The 17,341-nt window shown below is 71.1% G+C and carries 19 protein-coding genes; 8 read left to right on the forward strand and 11 right to left on the reverse strand.

The genetic code is table 11. The features are described 5' to 3' along the window. Positions 1 to 62 precede the first annotated feature (62 nt). Together OU416_RS12310 and OU416_RS12315 are read left to right on the forward strand one after the other, a co-directional pair. Positions 63 to 746 carry a TrmH family RNA methyltransferase gene (locus OU416_RS12310; protein ID WP_270927183.1) on the forward strand — a complete coding sequence of 228 codons (684 nt, stop codon included), beginning with the start codon at positions 63 to 65 and terminating at the stop codon, positions 744 to 746. A gap of 80 nt (positions 747 to 826) precedes the next feature. Beyond that, positions 827 to 1,507, forward strand: coding sequence for a DUF899 domain-containing protein (locus OU416_RS12315; protein WP_270927023.1), 681 nt, complete (start codon positions 827 to 829; stop codon positions 1,505 to 1,507). Positions 1,508 to 1,570: 63 nt separating this feature from the next. On the opposite strand, the gene OU416_RS12320 is transcribed toward OU416_RS12315, so the two are convergent. From OU416_RS12320 to OU416_RS12340, 5 genes are all read right to left on the reverse strand, one after another. Continuing rightward, positions 1,571 to 2,260 carry a DedA family protein gene (locus OU416_RS12320; RefSeq protein WP_270927024.1) on the reverse strand — a complete coding sequence of 230 codons (690 nt, stop codon included), beginning with the start codon at positions 2,258 to 2,260 and terminating at the stop codon, positions 1,571 to 1,573. A 159-nt stretch (positions 2,261 to 2,419) separates the two neighbouring features. Continuing rightward, positions 2,420 to 2,632 (reverse strand): hypothetical protein, encoded by a 213-nt coding sequence (locus OU416_RS12325; protein WP_270927025.1) that lies wholly within the window; start codon positions 2,630 to 2,632, stop codon positions 2,420 to 2,422. A gap of 221 nt (positions 2,633 to 2,853) precedes the next feature. After that, positions 2,854 to 4,002, reverse strand: coding sequence for an N-acetylglucosamine-6-phosphate deacetylase (gene nagA / locus OU416_RS12330; RefSeq protein WP_270927026.1), 1,149 nt, complete (start codon positions 4,000 to 4,002; stop codon positions 2,854 to 2,856). Further along, on the reverse strand, positions 3,999 to 4,919 hold the full coding sequence (locus tag OU416_RS12335) for an ROK family protein (protein ID WP_270927027.1): 921 nt from the start codon (positions 4,917 to 4,919) through the stop codon (positions 3,999 to 4,001). The genes nagA and OU416_RS12335 overlap by 4 nt, the downstream gene beginning before the upstream one ends. An 87-nt stretch (positions 4,920 to 5,006) precedes the next feature. Beyond that, positions 5,007 to 5,576, reverse strand: coding sequence for a SigE family RNA polymerase sigma factor (locus tag OU416_RS12340; protein ID WP_270927028.1), 570 nt, complete (start codon positions 5,574 to 5,576; stop codon positions 5,007 to 5,009). Positions 5,577 to 5,666: 90 nt separating this feature from the next. Here OU416_RS12340 and OU416_RS12345 point away from each other — a divergent pair, with 90 nt between their 5' ends. The 4 genes from OU416_RS12345 to OU416_RS12360 all read left to right on the forward strand — a co-directional run bounded on the left by OU416_RS12345 (position 5,667) and on the right by OU416_RS12360 (position 9,207). Then, the gene (locus OU416_RS12345) at positions 5,667 to 5,945 is read left to right on the forward strand and encodes a YciI family protein (RefSeq protein WP_270927029.1); all 279 of its coding nucleotides are present in this window, start codon (positions 5,667 to 5,669) and stop codon (positions 5,943 to 5,945) included. Positions 5,946 to 6,188: 243 nt separating this feature from the next. Beyond that, positions 6,189 to 7,223: a class II fructose-bisphosphate aldolase gene (fbaA, locus tag OU416_RS12350; RefSeq protein WP_270927030.1), complete on the forward strand. Its 1,035-nt coding sequence runs from the start codon at positions 6,189 to 6,191 to the stop codon at positions 7,221 to 7,223. A gap of 163 nt (positions 7,224 to 7,386) precedes the next feature. Beyond that, positions 7,387 to 7,797, forward strand: coding sequence for a DUF3151 domain-containing protein (locus OU416_RS12355; RefSeq protein ID WP_270927031.1), 411 nt, complete (start codon positions 7,387 to 7,389; stop codon positions 7,795 to 7,797). Positions 7,798 to 8,106: 309 nt separating this feature from the next. Continuing rightward, positions 8,107 to 9,207, forward strand: coding sequence for an FUSC family protein (locus OU416_RS12360; protein WP_270927032.1), 1,101 nt, complete (start codon positions 8,107 to 8,109; stop codon positions 9,205 to 9,207). A 48-nt stretch (positions 9,208 to 9,255) separates the two neighbouring features. Here the strand turns inward: OU416_RS12360 and OU416_RS12365 are convergent, their stop codons facing one another. The 4 genes from OU416_RS12365 to OU416_RS12380 all read right to left on the reverse strand — a co-directional run bounded on the left by OU416_RS12365 (position 9,256) and on the right by OU416_RS12380 (position 11,482). Beyond that, a complete protein-coding gene (locus OU416_RS12365) occupies positions 9,256 to 9,498 on the reverse strand; it encodes a hypothetical protein (protein WP_270927033.1) in 243 nt (80 codons plus the stop codon). Positions 9,499 to 9,510: 12 nt separating this feature from the next. Beyond that, a complete protein-coding gene (locus OU416_RS12370; protein WP_270927034.1) occupies positions 9,511 to 9,816 on the reverse strand; it encodes a winged helix-turn-helix domain-containing protein in 306 nt (101 codons plus the stop codon). A 114-nt stretch (positions 9,817 to 9,930) separates the two neighbouring features. After that, positions 9,931 to 10,569 (reverse strand): HNH endonuclease family protein, encoded by a 639-nt coding sequence (locus OU416_RS12375; protein ID WP_270927035.1) that lies wholly within the window; start codon positions 10,567 to 10,569, stop codon positions 9,931 to 9,933. A gap of 211 nt (positions 10,570 to 10,780) precedes the next feature. Next, on the reverse strand, positions 10,781 to 11,482 hold the full coding sequence (locus OU416_RS12380; RefSeq protein WP_270927036.1) for a hypothetical protein: 702 nt from the start codon (positions 11,480 to 11,482) through the stop codon (positions 10,781 to 10,783). Positions 11,483 to 11,585: 103 nt separating this feature from the next. Here OU416_RS12380 and OU416_RS12385 point away from each other — a divergent pair, with 103 nt between their 5' ends. Next, positions 11,586 to 12,872 (forward strand): adenylosuccinate synthase, encoded by a 1,287-nt coding sequence (locus OU416_RS12385; protein ID WP_093159127.1) that lies wholly within the window; start codon positions 11,586 to 11,588, stop codon positions 12,870 to 12,872. A 116-nt stretch (positions 12,873 to 12,988) separates the two neighbouring features. Here the strand turns inward: OU416_RS12385 and OU416_RS12390 are convergent, their stop codons facing one another. Next, complete coding sequence (locus OU416_RS12390; RefSeq protein WP_270927037.1) at positions 12,989 to 14,602, reverse strand: Na+/H+ antiporter; 1,614 nt, start codon at positions 14,600 to 14,602, stop codon at positions 12,989 to 12,991. Positions 14,603 to 14,775: 173 nt separating this feature from the next. Further along, complete coding sequence (locus OU416_RS12395; protein WP_372907175.1) at positions 14,776 to 15,882, reverse strand: glycerophosphodiester phosphodiesterase; 1,107 nt, start codon at positions 15,880 to 15,882, stop codon at positions 14,776 to 14,778. A gap of 194 nt (positions 15,883 to 16,076) precedes the next feature. Between OU416_RS12395 and purD the strand changes: the two genes are divergently transcribed. Beyond that, on the forward strand, positions 16,077 to 17,339 hold the full coding sequence (gene purD / locus OU416_RS12400) for a phosphoribosylamine--glycine ligase (protein WP_270927039.1): 1,263 nt from the start codon (positions 16,077 to 16,079) through the stop codon (positions 17,337 to 17,339). Positions 17,340 to 17,341: the final 2 nt, after the last annotated feature.

Below are 17,341 nucleotides of genomic sequence, written 5' to 3' on the forward strand. Positions count from 1 at the left end.
TGCGCAACCGCACCTCAGGGGACCGTGACGCAGCCCAGCCACAAGAAACCGCGAAACGAGAGATCGCTCCCGAACGCGACCACCACTGTGAATCGCGGGGAGGCGGGACTGCCGTCGGCCCTACCGAGTGGGGTGCCGCGGTCGGTGTAGGGCCCTGGGAGGGGCCCTGGCCGACCGATGAGCGCTACGACGCCGAGCTGCTGGAGCACGGCGACCGGCGCAACGTGGTCGACCACTACCGCTACTGGCGGCGCGAGGCGATCGTCGCCGACCTGGACCTGCGGCGGCACGACTTCCACGTGGCCATCGAGAACTTCCAGCACGACCACAACATCGGCACCGTGGTGCGCACCGCGAACGCCTTCGCGGCGAAGGCCGTGCACATCGTGGGCCGGCGGCGGTGGAACCGGCGCGGCGCGATGGTCACCGACCGCTACCAGCACGTCCACCACCACCCGGACCTGTCCTCGCTGCGCGAGTACGCGGCCGAGCACGACCTCGCCGTGGTCGCGGTGGACAACACGGCGGGGGCGGTGCCGATCGAGCGCACGGCCCTGCCGCGCCGCTGCGTGCTGCTGTTCGGCCAGGAGGGCCCCGGCCTGCGCGAGGACTCGCGGCGGGACGCCGACCTGGTGGTCTCCATCGCGCAGTACGGATCGACGCGCTCGATCAACGCGGGCGTGGCCGCGGGCGTCGTGATGCACACCTGGATCCAGCAGCACGCGGATCCCGCCGCGGCCTGGTGATCGACCGGCGATGAGTTCGCGGGCCCGGCCTGGTCTACCCCGGTGAACCGCGAATTCGCCGTGCTCGATGAGAGGCCGCCATGTCCGCCAACGCACTACCGCCCGTCGTCGACGCCGAGACCTGGCAGCGGCAGCTCGACGAGCTGCGCGCCCGGGAGAAGGCCGCGACCCGCGAGCTCGACGCGATCGCCGCGCAGCGCCGTCGCCTGCCGATGGTCGAGCTGCCCGACTACACCCTCGAAGGTGAGGACGGGCCGGTCCGGCTGGTGGACGTCTTCGACGGCAAGTCGCAGCTGATCGTCTACAACCACATGTGGTTCCCCGGCCAGGAGTGGCAGTGCGGGGGCTGCACCATGTTCACCTCGCAGTTCACCAGGCTGGAGTTCCTGGCCGACTACGACGCCCGGTTCGTCGTCGTCACCCAGGGACCGATCGACGAGGCGCTCGCCTACAAGCGGCGGGTGGGGAACCGGATGACCTGGTACTCGACCGCGAACAGCCGGTTCGGGGAGGACGTGGGCGCGCCGCCCGGCGGCGGATTCGCGATCAACGTGTTCCTGCGCGACGGCGACACCGCCTACCGCACCTGGCACAGCAGCGGTCGCGGCACCGAGCAGCTCAGCCACACGTTCCCGCTTATCGACCTGCTGCCCTACGGGCGGCAGGAGGAGTGGCAGGACTGCCCCGAGGGCTGGCCGCAGGGGCCCGCCTACGGCCGGTGGCCCTCCTCCGAGACCATCGCCGCGCGCTACGGCGAGTAGCGGGCCCGGAAAGCAGTCGCGCGGACCCGGTGGAACCGGATCCGCGCGACGGTGGCGACTTGGTCAGCTCGCGGCCTTGCGGGCCTTCTCGCGGCGGCCCTTCAAGTACTCGATGAGGATCGGGATGACCGAGATGACCACGATCAGGATGGCCATCGCTTCGAGGTTGTCGCGGATCCACGGGATGTTGCCGAGGAAGTAGCCGAGCAGCGTCATGCTCACGATCCAGGCGACGCCGCCGATCGCGGAGAAGCTGAAGAACTTCTTCTGGTCCATCTGCGCGATGCCCGCGACCGCGGTGATGAAGGTGCGCACGATCGGCACGAACCGGGCCAGGATGATCGCCCGCGCGCCGTACTTCTCGAAGAACTCGTGGGTCTTGTCCACGTGCTCGCGCTTGAACAGCTTCGAGTCCGGTTTGTTGAACATGGCGGGCCCGACCTTGCGGCCGATCCAGTACCCGGTCACGTTGCCCACGAAGGCGCACACCGTCAGCAACGCGCAGACCAGCCAGATCGGGGTGTCGATCGCACCGGCCGCGACGAACAGGCCGGTGACGAACAGCAGGGAGTCACCCGGCAGGAAGAAGCCGATGAGCAGGCCGCACTCGGCGAAGATGATCAGGCACACGCCGATCAGGGCGAACGGGCCGAGCGCCTGGACGATGTTCTCTGGGTTGAGCCAGTCCGGCAGCAGGGCCAGCGCGGTGGTGTTCGCGGCGGCGTTGACAATCGCGGGCAGTTCGGTCGTCACGGTCGCCAACGGTACCGCGAGGCCTTGGAGCCCGATCCGCGGGCGAGTGACCCGCCGTGCACGCACCACGTTCGGCTGATCACCCGGTGGAATGACGAGGCCGGGACCCGAGCACGTTCGGCGAGGATCTGGCCCGGTGTCAGGTGCGCCCGGACGGGCTCACCAGAAGTACCGGGCGGCGACGGTCATGCCGGCCATGAGAACGCCGGTGACCAGCCCGAGAACCACGGCGAACACCAGCACGCCCACGACCGGCAGCGGCTTCCGCTGCGGCGGGGCCGGGGCCTGCGCCGCCGCACCCATCCCGGGGCTGCCCCCGGCCTGAGCGCGCAGCGCCGCGGACAGCAGGTGCTGAGGATCAGGAGAAGTCACGCCCCGAGCCTAGCCACTCGGCCGACCAGGGCTCCGTCACCCGCGGCCCGCGATTTCAAGGGAAATCAGACGTCCGATTTCCATTGAAATCGCGGAACCACCGGCGCGTCGGGATCTGACACGCCGGTGGACCGCGCAAGTTCCATTGAAATCAGACCTGCGATTTCCATTGAAATCGCACGTCACTCCGGCGGGCCGGGACTCCGACGCGCCGGAGCCGGTCAGCGCGGGTCGACGGCCCAGGCGCCGTCCTTGAGGACTCCGGTGAGCCGCAGGTCGGTGTCCAGGACCGCCAGGTCGGCCGCGAGGCCGGGGCGGATCGAGCCGATGCGGTCGTCGAGGCCGAGTAGCTGGGCCGGCTTGGTCGACGAAGCCGCCACCGCCGCCGGGACGCTCTGCCCGCCGGACTCGACCAGGTTGCGGAACGCCACGTCCATGGTCAGCGTGCTGCCCGCCAGCGAGCCGTCCGCCAGCCGCGCCTCGCCGTTGGCCACGGTCACCGGGAGCTTGCCCAGCTCGTAGGTGCCGTCCCCGGCGTCGGTGGCGCTGATGGCGTCGGTGACCAGCACCGTCCGCCCGGTGCCCGCGTGCGAGGCGGCCAGCTGCACGATCGCCGGGTGCAGGTGCACCAGGTCGCAGATCAGCTCGACGGTCACCCGCTCGTCCTCCAGCAGCACCCCGATCGGGCCCGGCTCGCGGTGGTGCAGCGGGCGCATCGCGTTGAACAGGTGGGTGGCCACCGTCGCACCGGCCTCCACCGCGGGCACCACCTGCGACAGCACCGCGTCGGTGTGCCCGACGGCGGCGATCACGCCGTGGTCGACCAGCTGGCGGACCGCCTCGATCCCGTTCGGCAGCTCCGGCGCCAGGGTGACCATCCGGACCGTCCCGCGTCCCGCGTCCAGCACCTGCTGGACGGCGGAGGACTCCGGGGCCCGCAGGATGGCCGGGTCGTGCGCGCCGCAGCGCGCCGAGGACAGGAACGGGCCCTCCAGGTGGATGCCCGCCAGCTCGCCGTCCACCACCAGGTCGCTGAGCGCGCTGATCTGCTTGGTCAGGTCGGGCAGCGGGGCGGAGACCAGGCTGGCCAGCATCGTCGTGGTGCCGTGCAGGCGGTGCGCGGCGATCGCGGCCCGCGCCTGGTCGACCTCGATGCTGGTGAACGAGCCGCCGCCACCGCCGTGGCAGTGGATGTCCACGAAACCGGGCACCAGCCACTGCCCGCGCAGATCCACGACCTGGCCCGCAGCGGTCGGTCCGGTGCCGACCTCGGCGATCTTCCCGCCGGAGATCCGGACCCAGCCCTGGTCCAGCACTCCGTCCGGGGTGACGACCTGCCCACCGGCGAGGATCAGTTCGGGAGCGTTCACTTTGTTCTCAACCCTTCCGTCGCCAGCAGCGCTGCCCCGAGGCAGCCCGCGGTGTCGCCGAGTTCGGCCAGTTCCAAGCGCGGGCGGCGGTGGTACGCCGCCAGCATGCCTTCGAGCCGGTCGCGCAGCGGCTCGGTGAGCAGGTCGCCGGCCTGCGCGAAGCCGCCGCCGAGCACGATGCACTCGGGTGCGGCGACCGTCACCAGCACCAGCAGGCCCTTGGCCAGCGCGTCCACTGCTTCCTGCCACACAGCTTGCGCGTCCGGGTCGCCCGCGCGCACGGCCGAGGCCACTTCGGCGCTGCTGCGCTCCACACCGGTGCGCTCCCGGTAGCGGCGCGCCACGGCCGCGGAGGACGCCAGCGCTTCGACGCAGCCGGTGCGCCCGCAGCCGCAGGGCTCGCCGTGGCCGATGTCGACGTGCCCGATCTCGCCCGCGAAACCGCCGCCGGAGTAGAGCTGCCCGTCGAACAGCAGCGCCGCGGCGATGCCGGTGCCGATCGGCAGCACCACCACGTCGCGCATGCCGCGCGCGGCGCCCAGGCGGGCTTCGGCCAGGCCGCCGGCGCGCACGTCGTGGCCCAGGCTCACCGGCAGGTCGATGCGCTCGGCGAGCAGGTCGCGCAGCGGGGCGTCGCTCCAGCCGAGGTTGGCCGAGTAGACGCCGATGCCGCGGTCCTCGTCGACCGCGCCCGGCACGACGACGCCGACGGCGTCCACGGAGGCGTCCACGCGCAGCTCGGTCACCAGCTCGGCCACGGCGGCCACCACCAGCTCCGCCGTCGCCGCGCCGTCGGCCCCGCGCGGGGTCGGGCGTCTCAGCCAGCGCAACGGCTCCGCGCGGTGCCGGTCGACGGCGACCAGCGCGGCCTTCATCTCGGTTCCGCCGACGTCGACGGCGATGGCGTTTGCGGTCACGCCGACGATCCTCCGCTACCGAACACCTATTGGTCTACACCAAACTGGTGTGTTGTTCGCGGAAGGTTTTCGCGGACTTCCCGCGCCTCAACTGCCCATCAGCTTCTGCAGCGCGTCCAGCGCGCGGCTCGCGGTGGACTTCACCGTGCCCCGCGAAACCCCGGTGGCCTCGGCGATCTCCGCTTCGGACAGGTTGCCGTAGTAGCGCAGGACGAGGACTTCGCGCTGCCGCCGCGGGAGCTTCGCCAGCGACGCCACCACCGCCTGGTGCTCGGCGGTCAGCATCGCCAGCGATTCCGCCGAACGGGCGTCGGCCTGGTGCGGCGGCTGGTACTCGCGGGCCGTCTTGCGGCGGCGTAGGACCGAACGGCTGCCGTTGACCACCGCGGTCCGCAGGTAGCCGATCGCCGCCCGCGCGTCGCGCAGGCCCGCCCAGTTGCGGTACAGCCCGGTGAAGGCCTCCTGCACCACGTCCTCGGCGGTGGCCGGGTCGTCGACCAGCAGGATCGCCAGCCGCACCATCCGCATGCGCTGCTGTCGGTAGAGGTCCTCCAGGGTCAGCGGAGCTGACTCGTCGACCGCTGCGCCGTCCAGCGTGCGCAGGTGGCCGAGGGTCTGCTCGACGCTCCGTTCGACTCCGCGTGAATCACCGGCCATGATCGGACAAGCTACCGGTTGTCCCCCGGTCGGTGTGGCCCGGCCGGGTAGCGTGCGCATCGATCGTGATCCGGAGTACGGAGGTTCGGCATGGCCAGGTTCGTGGTCGATTTGGTCTACGGCGAGGACCAGGAGCACCGCTTGCAGGTCCGCCCGGCGCACCGGGAGTACAGCCGGGAGCTGGCGGACCGCGGCGTGCTGCTGGCCGGTGGCCCGTTCACCGACGGCGAGGGCGCGCAGATCGTCTACGAGGTGGCCGACCGGGACGAGCTCCAGGCGGTCCTGGACGCCGACCCGTACACCGAGGCCGGGGTGATCGCGCGGACCACGATCCGGGAGTGGGACGTGGTCGTCGGCGCCTGGCTGTAGGGCGTTTCAAGATCAAAAACGGTGACCGCCTCGGAGGGCGAAACCGCAGCGTGTGAGGATGTACACAGGATTCGTCCGGTTCTGAATCCTGTCACCGGCTTTTCAAAACCGGCCCGGCTCGGGCACTGTGACGCGAAAGTGTGGCGCCGAGCCGGAACGGCCCGCTGGTGGCCTGCCGCGGCTCGTAGGATGCTGCGCAACTCCCCGTCACCAAGACTGAACTCCATGCGAGGAGGACGACCGATGCCCATCGCGACCCCCGAGGTCTACGCGGAGATGCTGGACCGGGCGAAGGCTGGCGAATTCGCCTACCCGGCCATCAACGTGACCTCGTCGGAGACGCTCAACGCGGCGCTGCGCGGGTTCGCGGAGGCCGAGAGCGACGGCATCATCCAGTTCTCGACCGGCGGCGCCGAGTTCGCCTCCGGCACCAAGGTCAAGGACATGGTCACCGGCGCCACCGCGCTGGCCGAGTTCGCGCACGTCGTCGCCGCGAAGTACCCGGTGAACATCGCGCTGCACACCGACCACTGCCCGAAGGACAAGCTGGACGGCTTCGTCCGGCCGCTGATCCAGATCAGCCAGGAGCGCGTCGACCGCGGCGAGAACCCGCTGTTCCAGTCGCACATGTGGGACGGCTCGGCGATCGACCTCGACGAGAACCTGGAGATCGCCCAGGAGCTGCTGGCCGCCGCGCACCAGGCCAAGATCATCCTGGAGCTGGAGGTCGGCGTCGTCGGCGGCGAGGAGGACGGCGTCGCCAACGACATCAACGAGAAGCTCTACACCGCGCCCGGCGACTACGAGAAGACCGTGGACGCCCTCGGCAGCGGCGAGAAGGGCCGCTACCTGCTGGCCGCGACCTTCGGCAACGTGCACGGCGTCTACAAGCCGGGCAACGTCAAGCTGCGCCCGGAGATCCTGAAGCAGGGCCAGGACGTGGTGTCCGAGAAGCTGGGCCTGGCGGCCGGTTCCAAGCCGTTCGACCTGGTCTTCCACGGCGGCTCGGGCTCGCTGCTGGAGGAGATCCACGAGGCGGTCTCCTACGGCGTGGTGAAGATGAACATCGACACCGACACCCAGTACGCCTTCACCCGCCCGGTCGCGGACCACATGTTCAAGAACTACGACGGGGTCCTCAAGATCGACGGCGAGGTCGGCAACAAGAAGGCCTACGACCCGCGCAGCTACCTCAAGGTGGCCGAGCAGGCGATGGCCGCCCGAGTGGCGCACGCCTGCGAGAACCTCAAGTCCGCGGGCCGCATGCTCGCCGGCTGACCGCTCCGCGCATGAACCAACCGGGTGACGCCACCCGGTTGCAGGACGAGTGAAGGGCACCTTTCGCCAAGTAAGTTGGTGAAAGGTGCCCTTCACTCTTCACCGGGTCGAGTGGTGCGCCCGGTGGCGGACGAGGTGGCGGTGGGCCTGACAGGATTGGGCCATGACGAGGAACCTGTTGGAACCGCCGGAGACGTTGCTGCCGGAGAGCCCGGAGGCGCAGGCCGAGCTCGAAGCGGGCACCGACCCGACCGTGGTCGCCGCGCACCACCCGGCCTTCAGCGCTGCCTGGGCCGCGCTCGCCGAGGGCGCGCTGGAGTCCGGCCAGAACATCGCCGCCTACGCCTACGCCCGCACCGGCTACCACCGCGGGCTCGACGCGCTGCGCCGCGCGGGCTGGAAGGGCTTCGGCCCGGTGCCGTGGCGCCACGAGCCGAACCGGGGCGTCCTGCGCTCCATCGCGGCGCTGGCGAAGGCGGCGCAGTCGATCGGCGAGGACGAGGAGTTCGACCGCTGCCGCCAGCTGCTCGCCGACAGCGACCCGGCCTCCCTCGAACCCACCGGCCTGGCCTGACCCCCGTGCCGGACGTCGTCACCCGGGCCCTGGTCAATTTCGTACGAAATTGACCAGGACCCGGCAGGGTTCCGGCAAAGCCGTCCTGGGCGGGCTCGGGTGGCGGTTTTGCCTGAAACTGACCGGACAGTCCGGGCGTGGTGGCGGTTTCCGGCAGAACTGCCGCCCCGGCACCGGCCCGACCGGACTTTGCCGGAGCCCTGCATCACCCGGGTGAACGTCAATTTCGTACGAAATCGACGCCGCCCTCGCGAGCTCCGGCGAGGATCACTGCCGTGGTGCTCGGATCGCGGGGCGATCTGACGGACAATGTCCTACGTGCACCGATTGCGCGAGGAAGTGACCCGGCGACTGCGCCGACTGATGCGCACCGGCGTGCCCATCGTGCAGTGCGCCGTCGCCGCCGGGCTCGCGTGGTTCCTGGCGCGGCACCTGTTCGGGCACCCGCAACCGTTCTTCGCGCCGATCGCGGCGGTCATCTCGCTCGGCGTCTCGCTGGGCCAGCGGATGCGCCGCGCGCTGGAGCTGGTCGTCGGCGTGAGCATCGGGATCGGTGTCGGCGACGTGCTGATCTCCTTCATCGGCACCGGCACCTGGCAGATCGCGCTCGTCGTCGCGCTGGCCATGAGCACGGCGGTGCTGCTGGACAGCGGTGTCGTCATCGTGCTGCAGGCCGCGTCGTCATCGGTGCTGGTGGCGACCCTGCTGCCGCCGGCCACCGCGGGCGGGCTGACCCGCATGCTCGACGCGGCGATCGGTGGCCTGGTCGGGTTCGTGGTCGCGGCGCTGCTGCCCGCCAACCCGCTCGCCGTGGCGCACCGCAACGGGCGGCTGGTGCTCGGTGCGCTGGCCGACGCGCTGCGCGGCGTCGCCGGGGCGGTGGCGCGGCAGGATCCCGAGATGGCCGGTGACGTGCTCGCGAACGCCCGCAAGAGCCAGAAGTCGGTCGAGGAGTTCCGCACCGCGCTGGAAGCCGGGCAGGAGATCGCCAAGTTCGCCCCGATCCGGTGGCGGCGGCGCGGTGACCTCGAACGCTACGAGACCGCGTCGACGCCCATCGACCGGGCGTTGCGCAACACCCGGGTGCTGGCGCGTCGCGCGTTGGCCGCGCTGCGCGACGGAGAGCCCGTGCCGCGTCCGCTGCCCGGCCTGCTGGAGGAGCTGGCGGGCGCGGTGGTGCTGCTGCGCGACGAGCTCGCCAGCGGAGTCGATCCGCTGCAGACCCGCGAGGCGGCCCGCTCGGTGGCGAAGAAATCCACTGTGGAGCTGCTCGGGGAGGGCGACTTCTCGATGCAGGTGGTCGTCATGCAGGTCCGCTCGATCGCGGTCGACCTGCTGCAGGCGACCGGCCTGAGCCGCACCGAGGCCACGGCCGCCCTGCCGCCGCTGTACCCCGAGGCCAAGGACTAGGTCCGGTCTTCGTCTTTGAAGCGGCAGAACGAGTTCGTCAGACGATCTCTACGGCCGGTCGAGGACCGCTGCCAGGGCGTTGTGCAGGGCTTCGTGGTCGCGCGGGTCGTGGAGCGTGCAGTCCGCCGCCGAGACGCGGTACCACTCCTCGGCTCCGGCGTAGCGGATCCACACCTGCACCGCGCCGTCGACGCAGGTGGTGGCCAGTTCCAGCGCACCGGTGATGACGCCGACCTCGTCGGTCATCACCCCACCCGGCGGCGCGGCGATGGACGAGCGCAGTTCCGGCATGACCCTCTCCTCTCACGACCTCCCGATGATCGCGTCGAGCGCCGCGAGGTGCGACTCGTAGGCGCGGCGGCCCAGCGGTGTGGCGCTCAGCCAGGTGCGCGGACGGCCGTCGACGTTGCCCTTGTGCACCTCGACGTAGCCGACGGACTCCAGCGTGGAGATGTGCTTGGACAGGGCGGAATCGCTGACCTCGACTGTGTCGCGGACGCGGCGGAACTCGGCCTGGTCGGCCGTGACCAGCAAGGCCATGATCGAGAGCCGGACCGGGGAGTGGATCTCGCGGTCCAGCAGGTGCCGGGGGTGCTCCGGCCGGCTCAACTCGGGCGGCCTTCGGGCGCGGCGATCTCGATCTTGCTCATCCCCGCAATCTCGCAACCGCTCGCCGGTGTGTCAAGCGGCGCCCGCCGGTCGAGCGGGCGCCGCCGATCCGGCTCAGCAGCCGTCGAGGGCCTTCTGCAGCGCCGACTTCTCCGCGTCGGTGATGGTCAGCTCGTACTTGTGCTTGCTGCCGACCCACATCGAGGCGTACTCGCAGTGGTAGTCGGCCAGCGGCGGCATCCACTGGTCCGGCGTCTGGTCGCCCTTGGACTGGTTGACGTTGTCGGTCACCGCGATCAGCTGCGGGCCCTCCAGGTCGTTGGCGAACGCCTGGCGCTTCTCCTGCGTCCAGTCCGCCGCGCCGGAGCGCCACGCGGCGGCCAGCGGCACCACGTGGTCGATGTCCACATCGGACGGCTGGGTCCAGGTGTCGCCGTCGTACGGGCTGTACCAGCTGCCGGAGGTCGGGTAGCAGTCCGAGCCGACCTGCACGTCCTTGCCGTCCCGCTTGAGCACGGCCTCGCGGGTGTTGCAGTTGTCCGGGCCGTCGATCCAGTGCGGGAACTTCTCCCGGCTGTAGCCGTCCATCGAGCCCTCGGGCGCGACCTTGAGCTCGCCGAGCTGGGTCTTGGCGGTCGCCGGGTCCGGGATGCCCGGGGGCTCGGCGCCGGCCGGCGCGGCCAGGCCGAGGCCCAGAGCGGCCGCGAGCGGCAGGGCGGTCAGGGTCGCGCGCAACGTTCGGTGGCCTGTCATGGCTTCCTCCGCGTGGGCGTTTCGCCGTTGTCGGATTTCGACCATTGCCCACGCAGGTGGCCGGATCAATGCCAGTGCGTGGCCAGCGGGTGACTTGGCGTGAAATCGCCACCGATCGTGTCATCTTCTGGTGAATTTCGCACCGGCCTGGTTCCGGTCGCCGCTCCACGATCGAGTGATCTCGGCGATTTCCCAGACATTTCGCCCGTTTTCACCGTGCGAAGCGCAGGTCCTCCGTGTGCCGGTACCAGACCCACTTCTCCGCCGGGCGCGGGTGCGTCATGCCGTCGTGGACGACCGTCGCCGAGCGGAACGACGCCTGCACCGCGCGCCCCCGCGTGACCTCGCTGCGGCGGCGCAGCAGGCCGCGGCGCACCGTGGTCACCAGCAGCCCGTCCATCGCGGGGTCGAGCATCGCGTTCATCGGGTCCGGGGTGGACTCCGGCAGCGGCTCGGCCTCCGGGTCCGGCGAGATGGTGATCTCCAGCGCGCTGCCGTTGAGCACCTGCTCGTCGTCGCAGTACACCTGGCCGGTGATCGGCTCGATGCGCCCGGCGCCGAGCAGCACGCCGCCCGAATCGTCGCGGATCAGCGCGGACGGGCGCGGCGCGGCGGTCAGCGCGCGCTCGAAGTCGCCCGCCCGCAGCCCCCACAGCCGGGCCGCCGGGGAGTCGGCGACCGGCACGTAGCCCACCACCAGGTCGCCCAACCGGTTCTTCCGGAGCAGGCGGAGCACGACCGAGGCGAAGTCGGCGTCGGTGCCGTGCACCACCAGCCGGTCCGCGGTCTCGGCGAGCAGCGGATCCAGGTCCTGGCGGGTCGGTGTGACCGGCAGGTCGAACCATTGCACACCGTCACCGGACGGACGCGCTGCGCGGTCGACGTTTCCGCAGGACAATGCGGTCGTACTCACGTTTCGCTCCTGGTTTACCCTGATCGACCGGCATACCCCGTGGTGGGAGCGGGCGAAGCGTGCGGTCACGCTGGCTACCACCCAGTCCAGGTTGGAGTTTCACATGCCGGCGATCGTGCTGATCGGCGCCCAGTGGGGCGACGAAGGCAAGGGTAAGGCGACCGACCTGCTCGGCGAGCAGGCCCAGTGGGTCGTCCGCTACCAGGGCGGCAACAACGCGGGTCACACCGTGGTGCTGCCCGACGGGCAGGACTTCGCGCTGCACCTCATCCCGTCCGGGATCCTGACCCCGGGGGTGACCAACGTGATCGGCAACGGTGTCGTTGTCGACCCCGGCGTGCTGCTCGAGGAGCTGGCCGGGCTGGAGGAGCGCGGCGTGGACACCTCGCGGCTGCTGCTCTCCGCCGACGCGCACCTGATCATGCCCTACCACGTGGCCATCGACCGGGTCACCGAGCGGTACCTGGGCAAAAAGCAGATCGGCACCACCGGTCGCGGCATCGGGCCCTGCTACCAGGACAAGATCGCTCGCGTCGGGGTCCGGGCGCAGGACCTGCTGGACGAGAAGATCCTCCGGCAGAAGGTCGAGGCGGCCCTCGACGTGAAGAACCAGATCCTGGTCAAGGTCTACAACCGCCGCGCGATGGACGTCGACGAGGTCGTCGACACCGTGCTGGCGCAGGGCGAGAAGTTCGCGCACCGGATCGCCGACACCAAGCTGCTGATCAACCAGGCGCTGGAGCGCGACGAGACGGTGCTGCTGGAGGGCTCGCAGGGCACCCTGCTCGACGTCGACCACGGCACCTACCCGTTCGTGACCTCGTCGAACCCGACCTCCGGCGGCGCCTGCGCCGGCTCCGGCATCGGGCCGACCAAGATCGGCGCGGTGATCGGCATCCTCAAGGCCTACACCACCCGCGTCGGCGCCGGTCCGTTCCCGACCGAGCTCACCGACGAGGCGGGCGAGAACCTGCGCAAGCAGGGCGGCGAGTTCGGCGTCACCACCGGCCGCTCGCGGCGCACCGGCTGGTTCGACGCGGTGATCGCGCGCTACGCGACCCGGGTCAACGGCATCACCGACTACTTCCTGACCAAGCTGGACGTGCTGTCCGGGCTGGAGACCATCCCGGTCTGCGTGGCCTACGACGTCGACGGCGAGCGGGTCACCGAGATGCCGATGACGCAGACCGGCGTGCACCACGCGGTCCCGGTGTACGAGGAGATGCCGGGCTGGTGGGAGGACATCAGCGGGGCGCGCAGCTTCGAGGACCTCCCGGCCAACGCCCGCGCCTACGTCGAGCGCATCGAGGAGCTCTCGGGCTCCCGCGTCTCGGCGATCGGCGTCGGCCCCGGCCGCGACCAGACGATCGTCCGCCACACGATGGCCTGACCCGTGACGGGGGATCCCGACCGGGATCCCCCTTTCGGGCCCCCGCCGTCACCCCGAAACCCCAGGTGGAGCGGGGGCGGGCGTCAATTTCGCGCGAAATTGACCAGGCCCCTTGCTCAGCGGTTGCGCCAGGAGCTGTCGAGGGCCGCTTCTTGGAGGTCGAGCTCGCGGAGGACCCTGCGGAGGACTTCGTCGTCGAGGTTGCCCGCGTCGCGCTCGTCGGCCATCGCCGAGCGCTGGACCTCCAGGAGGTCGCGGCGCAGGTCGGAGAAGCCCCGGCTGGTGGTGTCCTCCCGCTCGGCGGGAGTCCGGCCGACCTGCTCGGCCGCGGCCATGCCCTGGTGCTCCACCAGGGCCTTCATCCGGGTGATGATGCGGTCGAAGCGCTCCGGGTCGGTGCGCAGGTCCGCCGGGGTGAGGCCGTCCAGGTAGCGGAGGGCCGCGTTGGTCGCCGTCACCCGCGCTTCGGCCTCCTCGTGGTCGTCGCGGGCCGCCTCGGCCGGGTCGATGACGTCGAGCTTGCGGATCAGCCAGGGCAGCGTGGTGCCCTGCACCAGGATGGTGGCGACCGTGATCACCGACGCGACGAACTGGATCAGGTCCCGCGCCGGGAACGGCTCGCCCGTGCTGGTGGTGAACGGGATCGCGCCGGCCGCGGCGAGGGTGACCACACCGCGCATCCCCGCCCACGAGATCACCGCCGTGCGCCGCCACCGGCCGCCGGGCCGCTTGCCGGGGCTCAGCAGGTGCGACAGGCCGGGCAGGTAGTTCGAGCTGAACATCCACAGGACCCGGAAGCCGACCGTCGCGGCGAAGATCGCCAGCGTCGCCAGCAGCAGCGAGCTGATGTCGCGCCCGGAGGCGATCAGCGCGTCGACCACCGTCTTCAGCTGGAGCCCGATGTAGGCGAACACCAGGCTCTCCAGCAGCAGGTTGATCGAGGCCCAGACGGTGTGCTCCTGGAGGCGGCCCGCGGCGCGGGCGCGCGGCTGGTTGTGGCCGACGTAGAGCCCGGCGGTGACCACCGCGAGCACGCCGGAGCCGTACAGCTCCTCGGCCGTGAGGTAGGCGATGAACGGCACCAGCACGCCCAGCACCGTCGCGACCTGCACGTCCGGGATGCGGGTGCGGGCGGCTTGCGCGAGCACGCCGAACACCAGCCCCAGCCCGACGCCGAACACCACGGCCAGCGCGAACACCAGCACGCCGTGCGCGAGGGTGGGCGTGGCCCCGACGACGGCGGCGATCGCCATCCGGTAGATCGTCAGCGCGGCGGCGTCGTTGATCAGGCTCTCGCCGCCGAGGATCGTCATGACGCCGCGCGGCAGCTTGAGCTGGCGGCCGATCGCGGAGGCGGTCACCGCGTCCGGCGGGGCGATCACCGCGCCGAGGACGATCGCCGAGGTCAGCGGCAGTTCGGGGATGAGCGCGTAGGCGAGCCAGCCGATCACGAACGAGGTGGCGATCACCTGCAGCACGCCGTGGTGGGCGATCTTGCGGATCTGGGCCCGGAAGTTCGTGTAGGAGCTCTCCAGCGCCGCGGCGTAGAGCAGCGGCGGGAGCACGACGGTGAGCAGCAGCTCCGGGTTGATGTTGAGCTCGGCGGTGCCGGGGATCAACGACACCAGCAGCCCGACCAGCACCAGCAGCAGCGGAGCCGCGATCTCGCGGCTGCGGGCCAGCGCGGTGACGAGCAGCGCACCGATCAGCACGAGCAGCAGTTGGACCACCAGATGCCACCTCCGTCCACCATGGACAGGTTAGGCGGCGCCCGAACCGCCTCGCTCGGCACCGATGCTCAGGCCGAGCGCGCGTTTCGGCAGGTGATGGCCCGTGAGTGCTTTGAGGGGCTATGGCACCACAAAGCACTCACGGGTCTTGAACAGCGGAAACGGAACCGCTATCAGCGGCCTGCGGCGAAGTCGTCGCGGGCGACCACGGCGATGTCCGGGTGGTCGGCGAAGATCCCGTCGATGCCGGTCTCCAGCAGCGCGCGGAGGAAGCCGAAGACGTCCCCGAAGGCGGCCGGGTCGTCCGAGGTCCGGAAGTCCTTCGGCAGGAAGTTGTTCTCCGCCCGCACGGTGTAGGGCACGACCTCCAGCCCGGCCGCGTGCGCGTCGGCCACCACCGCCGTCGGCTCGGCCAGGTACCCGTCCTCCTTCACCGGCAGGATCACCTTGGTGTCCGGCCCGATGACGTCGGCGTAACCGGCGATCTCCTTCAGGCCCTCCGGCGTGACCAGGTCCGCGTAGGTGCGCGGGTCACCGGACTCGACGAAGTCCTGCGGGGCGCCGCTGTTGCTGATCAGCTGCACCAGGTCGACCTTCAGCGACCCGTCCAGCTCCTTGAGGTTGGCCACCTCGAAGGACTGCACCGCGACCTTGGCGTTCGGCCGGTTCAGCCCGTTGCGGGTCAGCGCCTGCACCACGCCGGGCTCCAGCGGCAGCCCGATCGAGGCGAAGTAGCTCGGGTGCTTGGTCTCCGGCGCGACGCCGATCTCCCGCTTCAGCTCGCGGGACAGCCGGGCGCGCAGGTCCAGGACCTCCTGGAACGTCGGCACCTCGTAGCGGCCGTCGTAGATGGTGTTGTTCGGCCGCACGTCCGGGATGCGCTCCTCGGCGCGCAGCGTCTTGAGCTCGGCCAGCGTGAAGTCCTCGGTGAACCAGCCGGTCAGCGTCTCGCCGTCGATGACCTTGGTGGCCTTGCGGTCGGCGAACTCGGGGCGGTCGGCCACGTCGGTGGTGCCGCCGATCTCGTTCTCGTGCCGCGCGACCAGCACGCCGTCCTTCGTCGGCACCAGGTCCGGCTCGATGAAGTCGGCGCCCATCCGGGCGGCCAGCTCGTAGGAGGCCAGCGTGTGCTCCGGGCGGTATCCCGAGGCGCCCCGGTGGCCGAAGACCGACACCAGCTCGGCGTCGGCCTGCCGGTTCGGTGCGGCGATCGCGGGCGCGGTGACCAGCCCGAGCGCCGCCGCGCTCGCGACGGACAGCGCCGTCAGGCGTACCCGAATCGTCAATGTGCCCTCCCGTGTTCCGCAGCGCGTGGATCAACGCTGCACATTCGGGCAAAACACTGACCGCCGCAATCGACCATTCGCGCAAGCGGGTGCAACGTCCGGTCGACTGCCAGGTGAACGCCCGGTTGGGCCACTCGTTGGCGGGGGCAGCTCCCAGGTGGCCTGCCGCACGCTCTACGCTGCGGTTCGTGCGAATCCTCGTGATCGGTGGTGGCGGCCGGGAGCACGCGATCGCCCTGGCCCTGTCCCGCGATCCCTCCGTCACCGCGCTGGCCTGCGCGCCCGGCAACGCCGGCACCGCTGCGCTGGCCGAGAACTACGGCGTCGACGTCGCCAAGCCCGCCGACGTGGTCAAGCTGGCCACCGAGTGGCAGGCCGACCTGGTCGTGTTCGGCCCGGAGACGCCGCTGGTCGCGGGCGCGTCCGACGCGGTCCGCGCGGCGGGCATCGCCTGCTTCGGCCCGTCCCGGGCGGCGGCCCGCATCGAGGGCTCGAAGGCCTTCGCGAAGGACGTCATGCTCGCCGCCGGGGTGCCGACCGCGCACAGCGAGGTGGTGGACAACCCCGCCAAGCTGGACGCCGCGCTGACCCACTTCGGGCCGACCTGGGTGGTCAAGGACGACGGTCTGGCCGCGGGCAAGGGCGTGCTGGTGACCAGCGATTTCGACGCGGCGCGGGCGCACGCGCTCAAGCTGCTCGACGGCGGTCACCCGGTGCTGCTGGAGTCGTTCCTGGACGGCCCGGAGGCCTCGCTGTTCTGCCTGGTCGACGGCACCGCTGTCGTGCCGCTGCTGCCCGCGCAGGACTTCAAGCGCGTCGGCGACGACGACGCGGGCCCCAACACCGGCGGCATGGGCGCCTACGCGCCGCTGCCGTGGGCGCCGGAAGGCCTGGTCGACGAGGTCGTGCGCACCATCGTGCAGCCGACCGTGGACGAGCTCGCCCGCCGCGGCACCCCGTTCTCCGGCCTGCTCTACGCCGGTCTCGCGCTGACCTCCAGCGGCCCGCAGGTGATCGAGTTCAACTGCCGCTTCGGCGACCCGGAGACCCAGGCGGTGCTGTCGCTGCTGCACACGCCGCTGGCCTCGCTGTTCAACGCGGTGGCCAACGGCACGCTCGCCGAGCAGCCGCCGCTGGAGTGGGAGCCCGGCGCCGCGGTGACCGTCGTGGTGGCCGCGGAGGGCTACCCGGGGCGGCCGCGCGTGGACGACGTGATCCAGGGCAGCGACGCGCAGGGCGTGCTGCACTCCGGCACCCGTCGCCGCGAGGACGGCGCGGTGCTCTCCGCGGGCGGCCGCGTGCTGTCGGTGGTCGCCACCGGCGAGGACTTGGCGGCGGCGCGCGAAGCGGCCTACCAGCGGGTCGGCGGCGTGCACCTGCCCGGTTCGCACTACCGCACCGACATCGCGCTGCGCGCCGTGCGCGGCGAGATCACCGTTCCGACCGCCTGATC

Source organism: Saccharopolyspora indica, assembly GCF_027853965.1.
GTDB classification, from domain to species: domain Bacteria; phylum Actinomycetota; class Actinomycetes; order Mycobacteriales; family Pseudonocardiaceae; genus Saccharopolyspora; species Saccharopolyspora indica.

Coding starts and splice junctions, on each gene's coding strand:
- OU416_RS12315 (WP_270927023.1), top strand. CDS start 827: ATGTCCGCCAACGCACTACCGCCCGTCGTCGACGCCGAGACCTGGCAG.
- OU416_RS12340 (WP_270927028.1), bottom strand. CDS start 5,576: ATGGCCGGTGATTCACGCGGAGTCGAACGGAGCGTCGAGCAGACCCTC.
- OU416_RS12345 (WP_270927029.1), top strand. CDS start 5,667: ATGGCCAGGTTCGTGGTCGATTTGGTCTACGGCGAGGACCAGGAGCAC.
- fbaA (WP_270927030.1), top strand. CDS start 6,189: ATGCCCATCGCGACCCCCGAGGTCTACGCGGAGATGCTGGACCGGGCG.
- OU416_RS12355 (WP_270927031.1), top strand. CDS start 7,387: ATGACGAGGAACCTGTTGGAACCGCCGGAGACGTTGCTGCCGGAGAGC.
- OU416_RS12360 (WP_270927032.1), top strand. CDS start 8,107: ATGTCCTACGTGCACCGATTGCGCGAGGAAGTGACCCGGCGACTGCGC.
- OU416_RS12365 (WP_270927033.1), bottom strand. CDS start 9,498: ATGCCGGAACTGCGCTCGTCCATCGCCGCGCCGCCGGGTGGGGTGATG.
- OU416_RS12375 (WP_270927035.1), bottom strand. CDS start 10,569: ATGACAGGCCACCGAACGTTGCGCGCGACCCTGACCGCCCTGCCGCTC.
- OU416_RS12385 (WP_093159127.1), top strand. CDS start 11,586: ATGCCGGCGATCGTGCTGATCGGCGCCCAGTGGGGCGACGAAGGCAAG.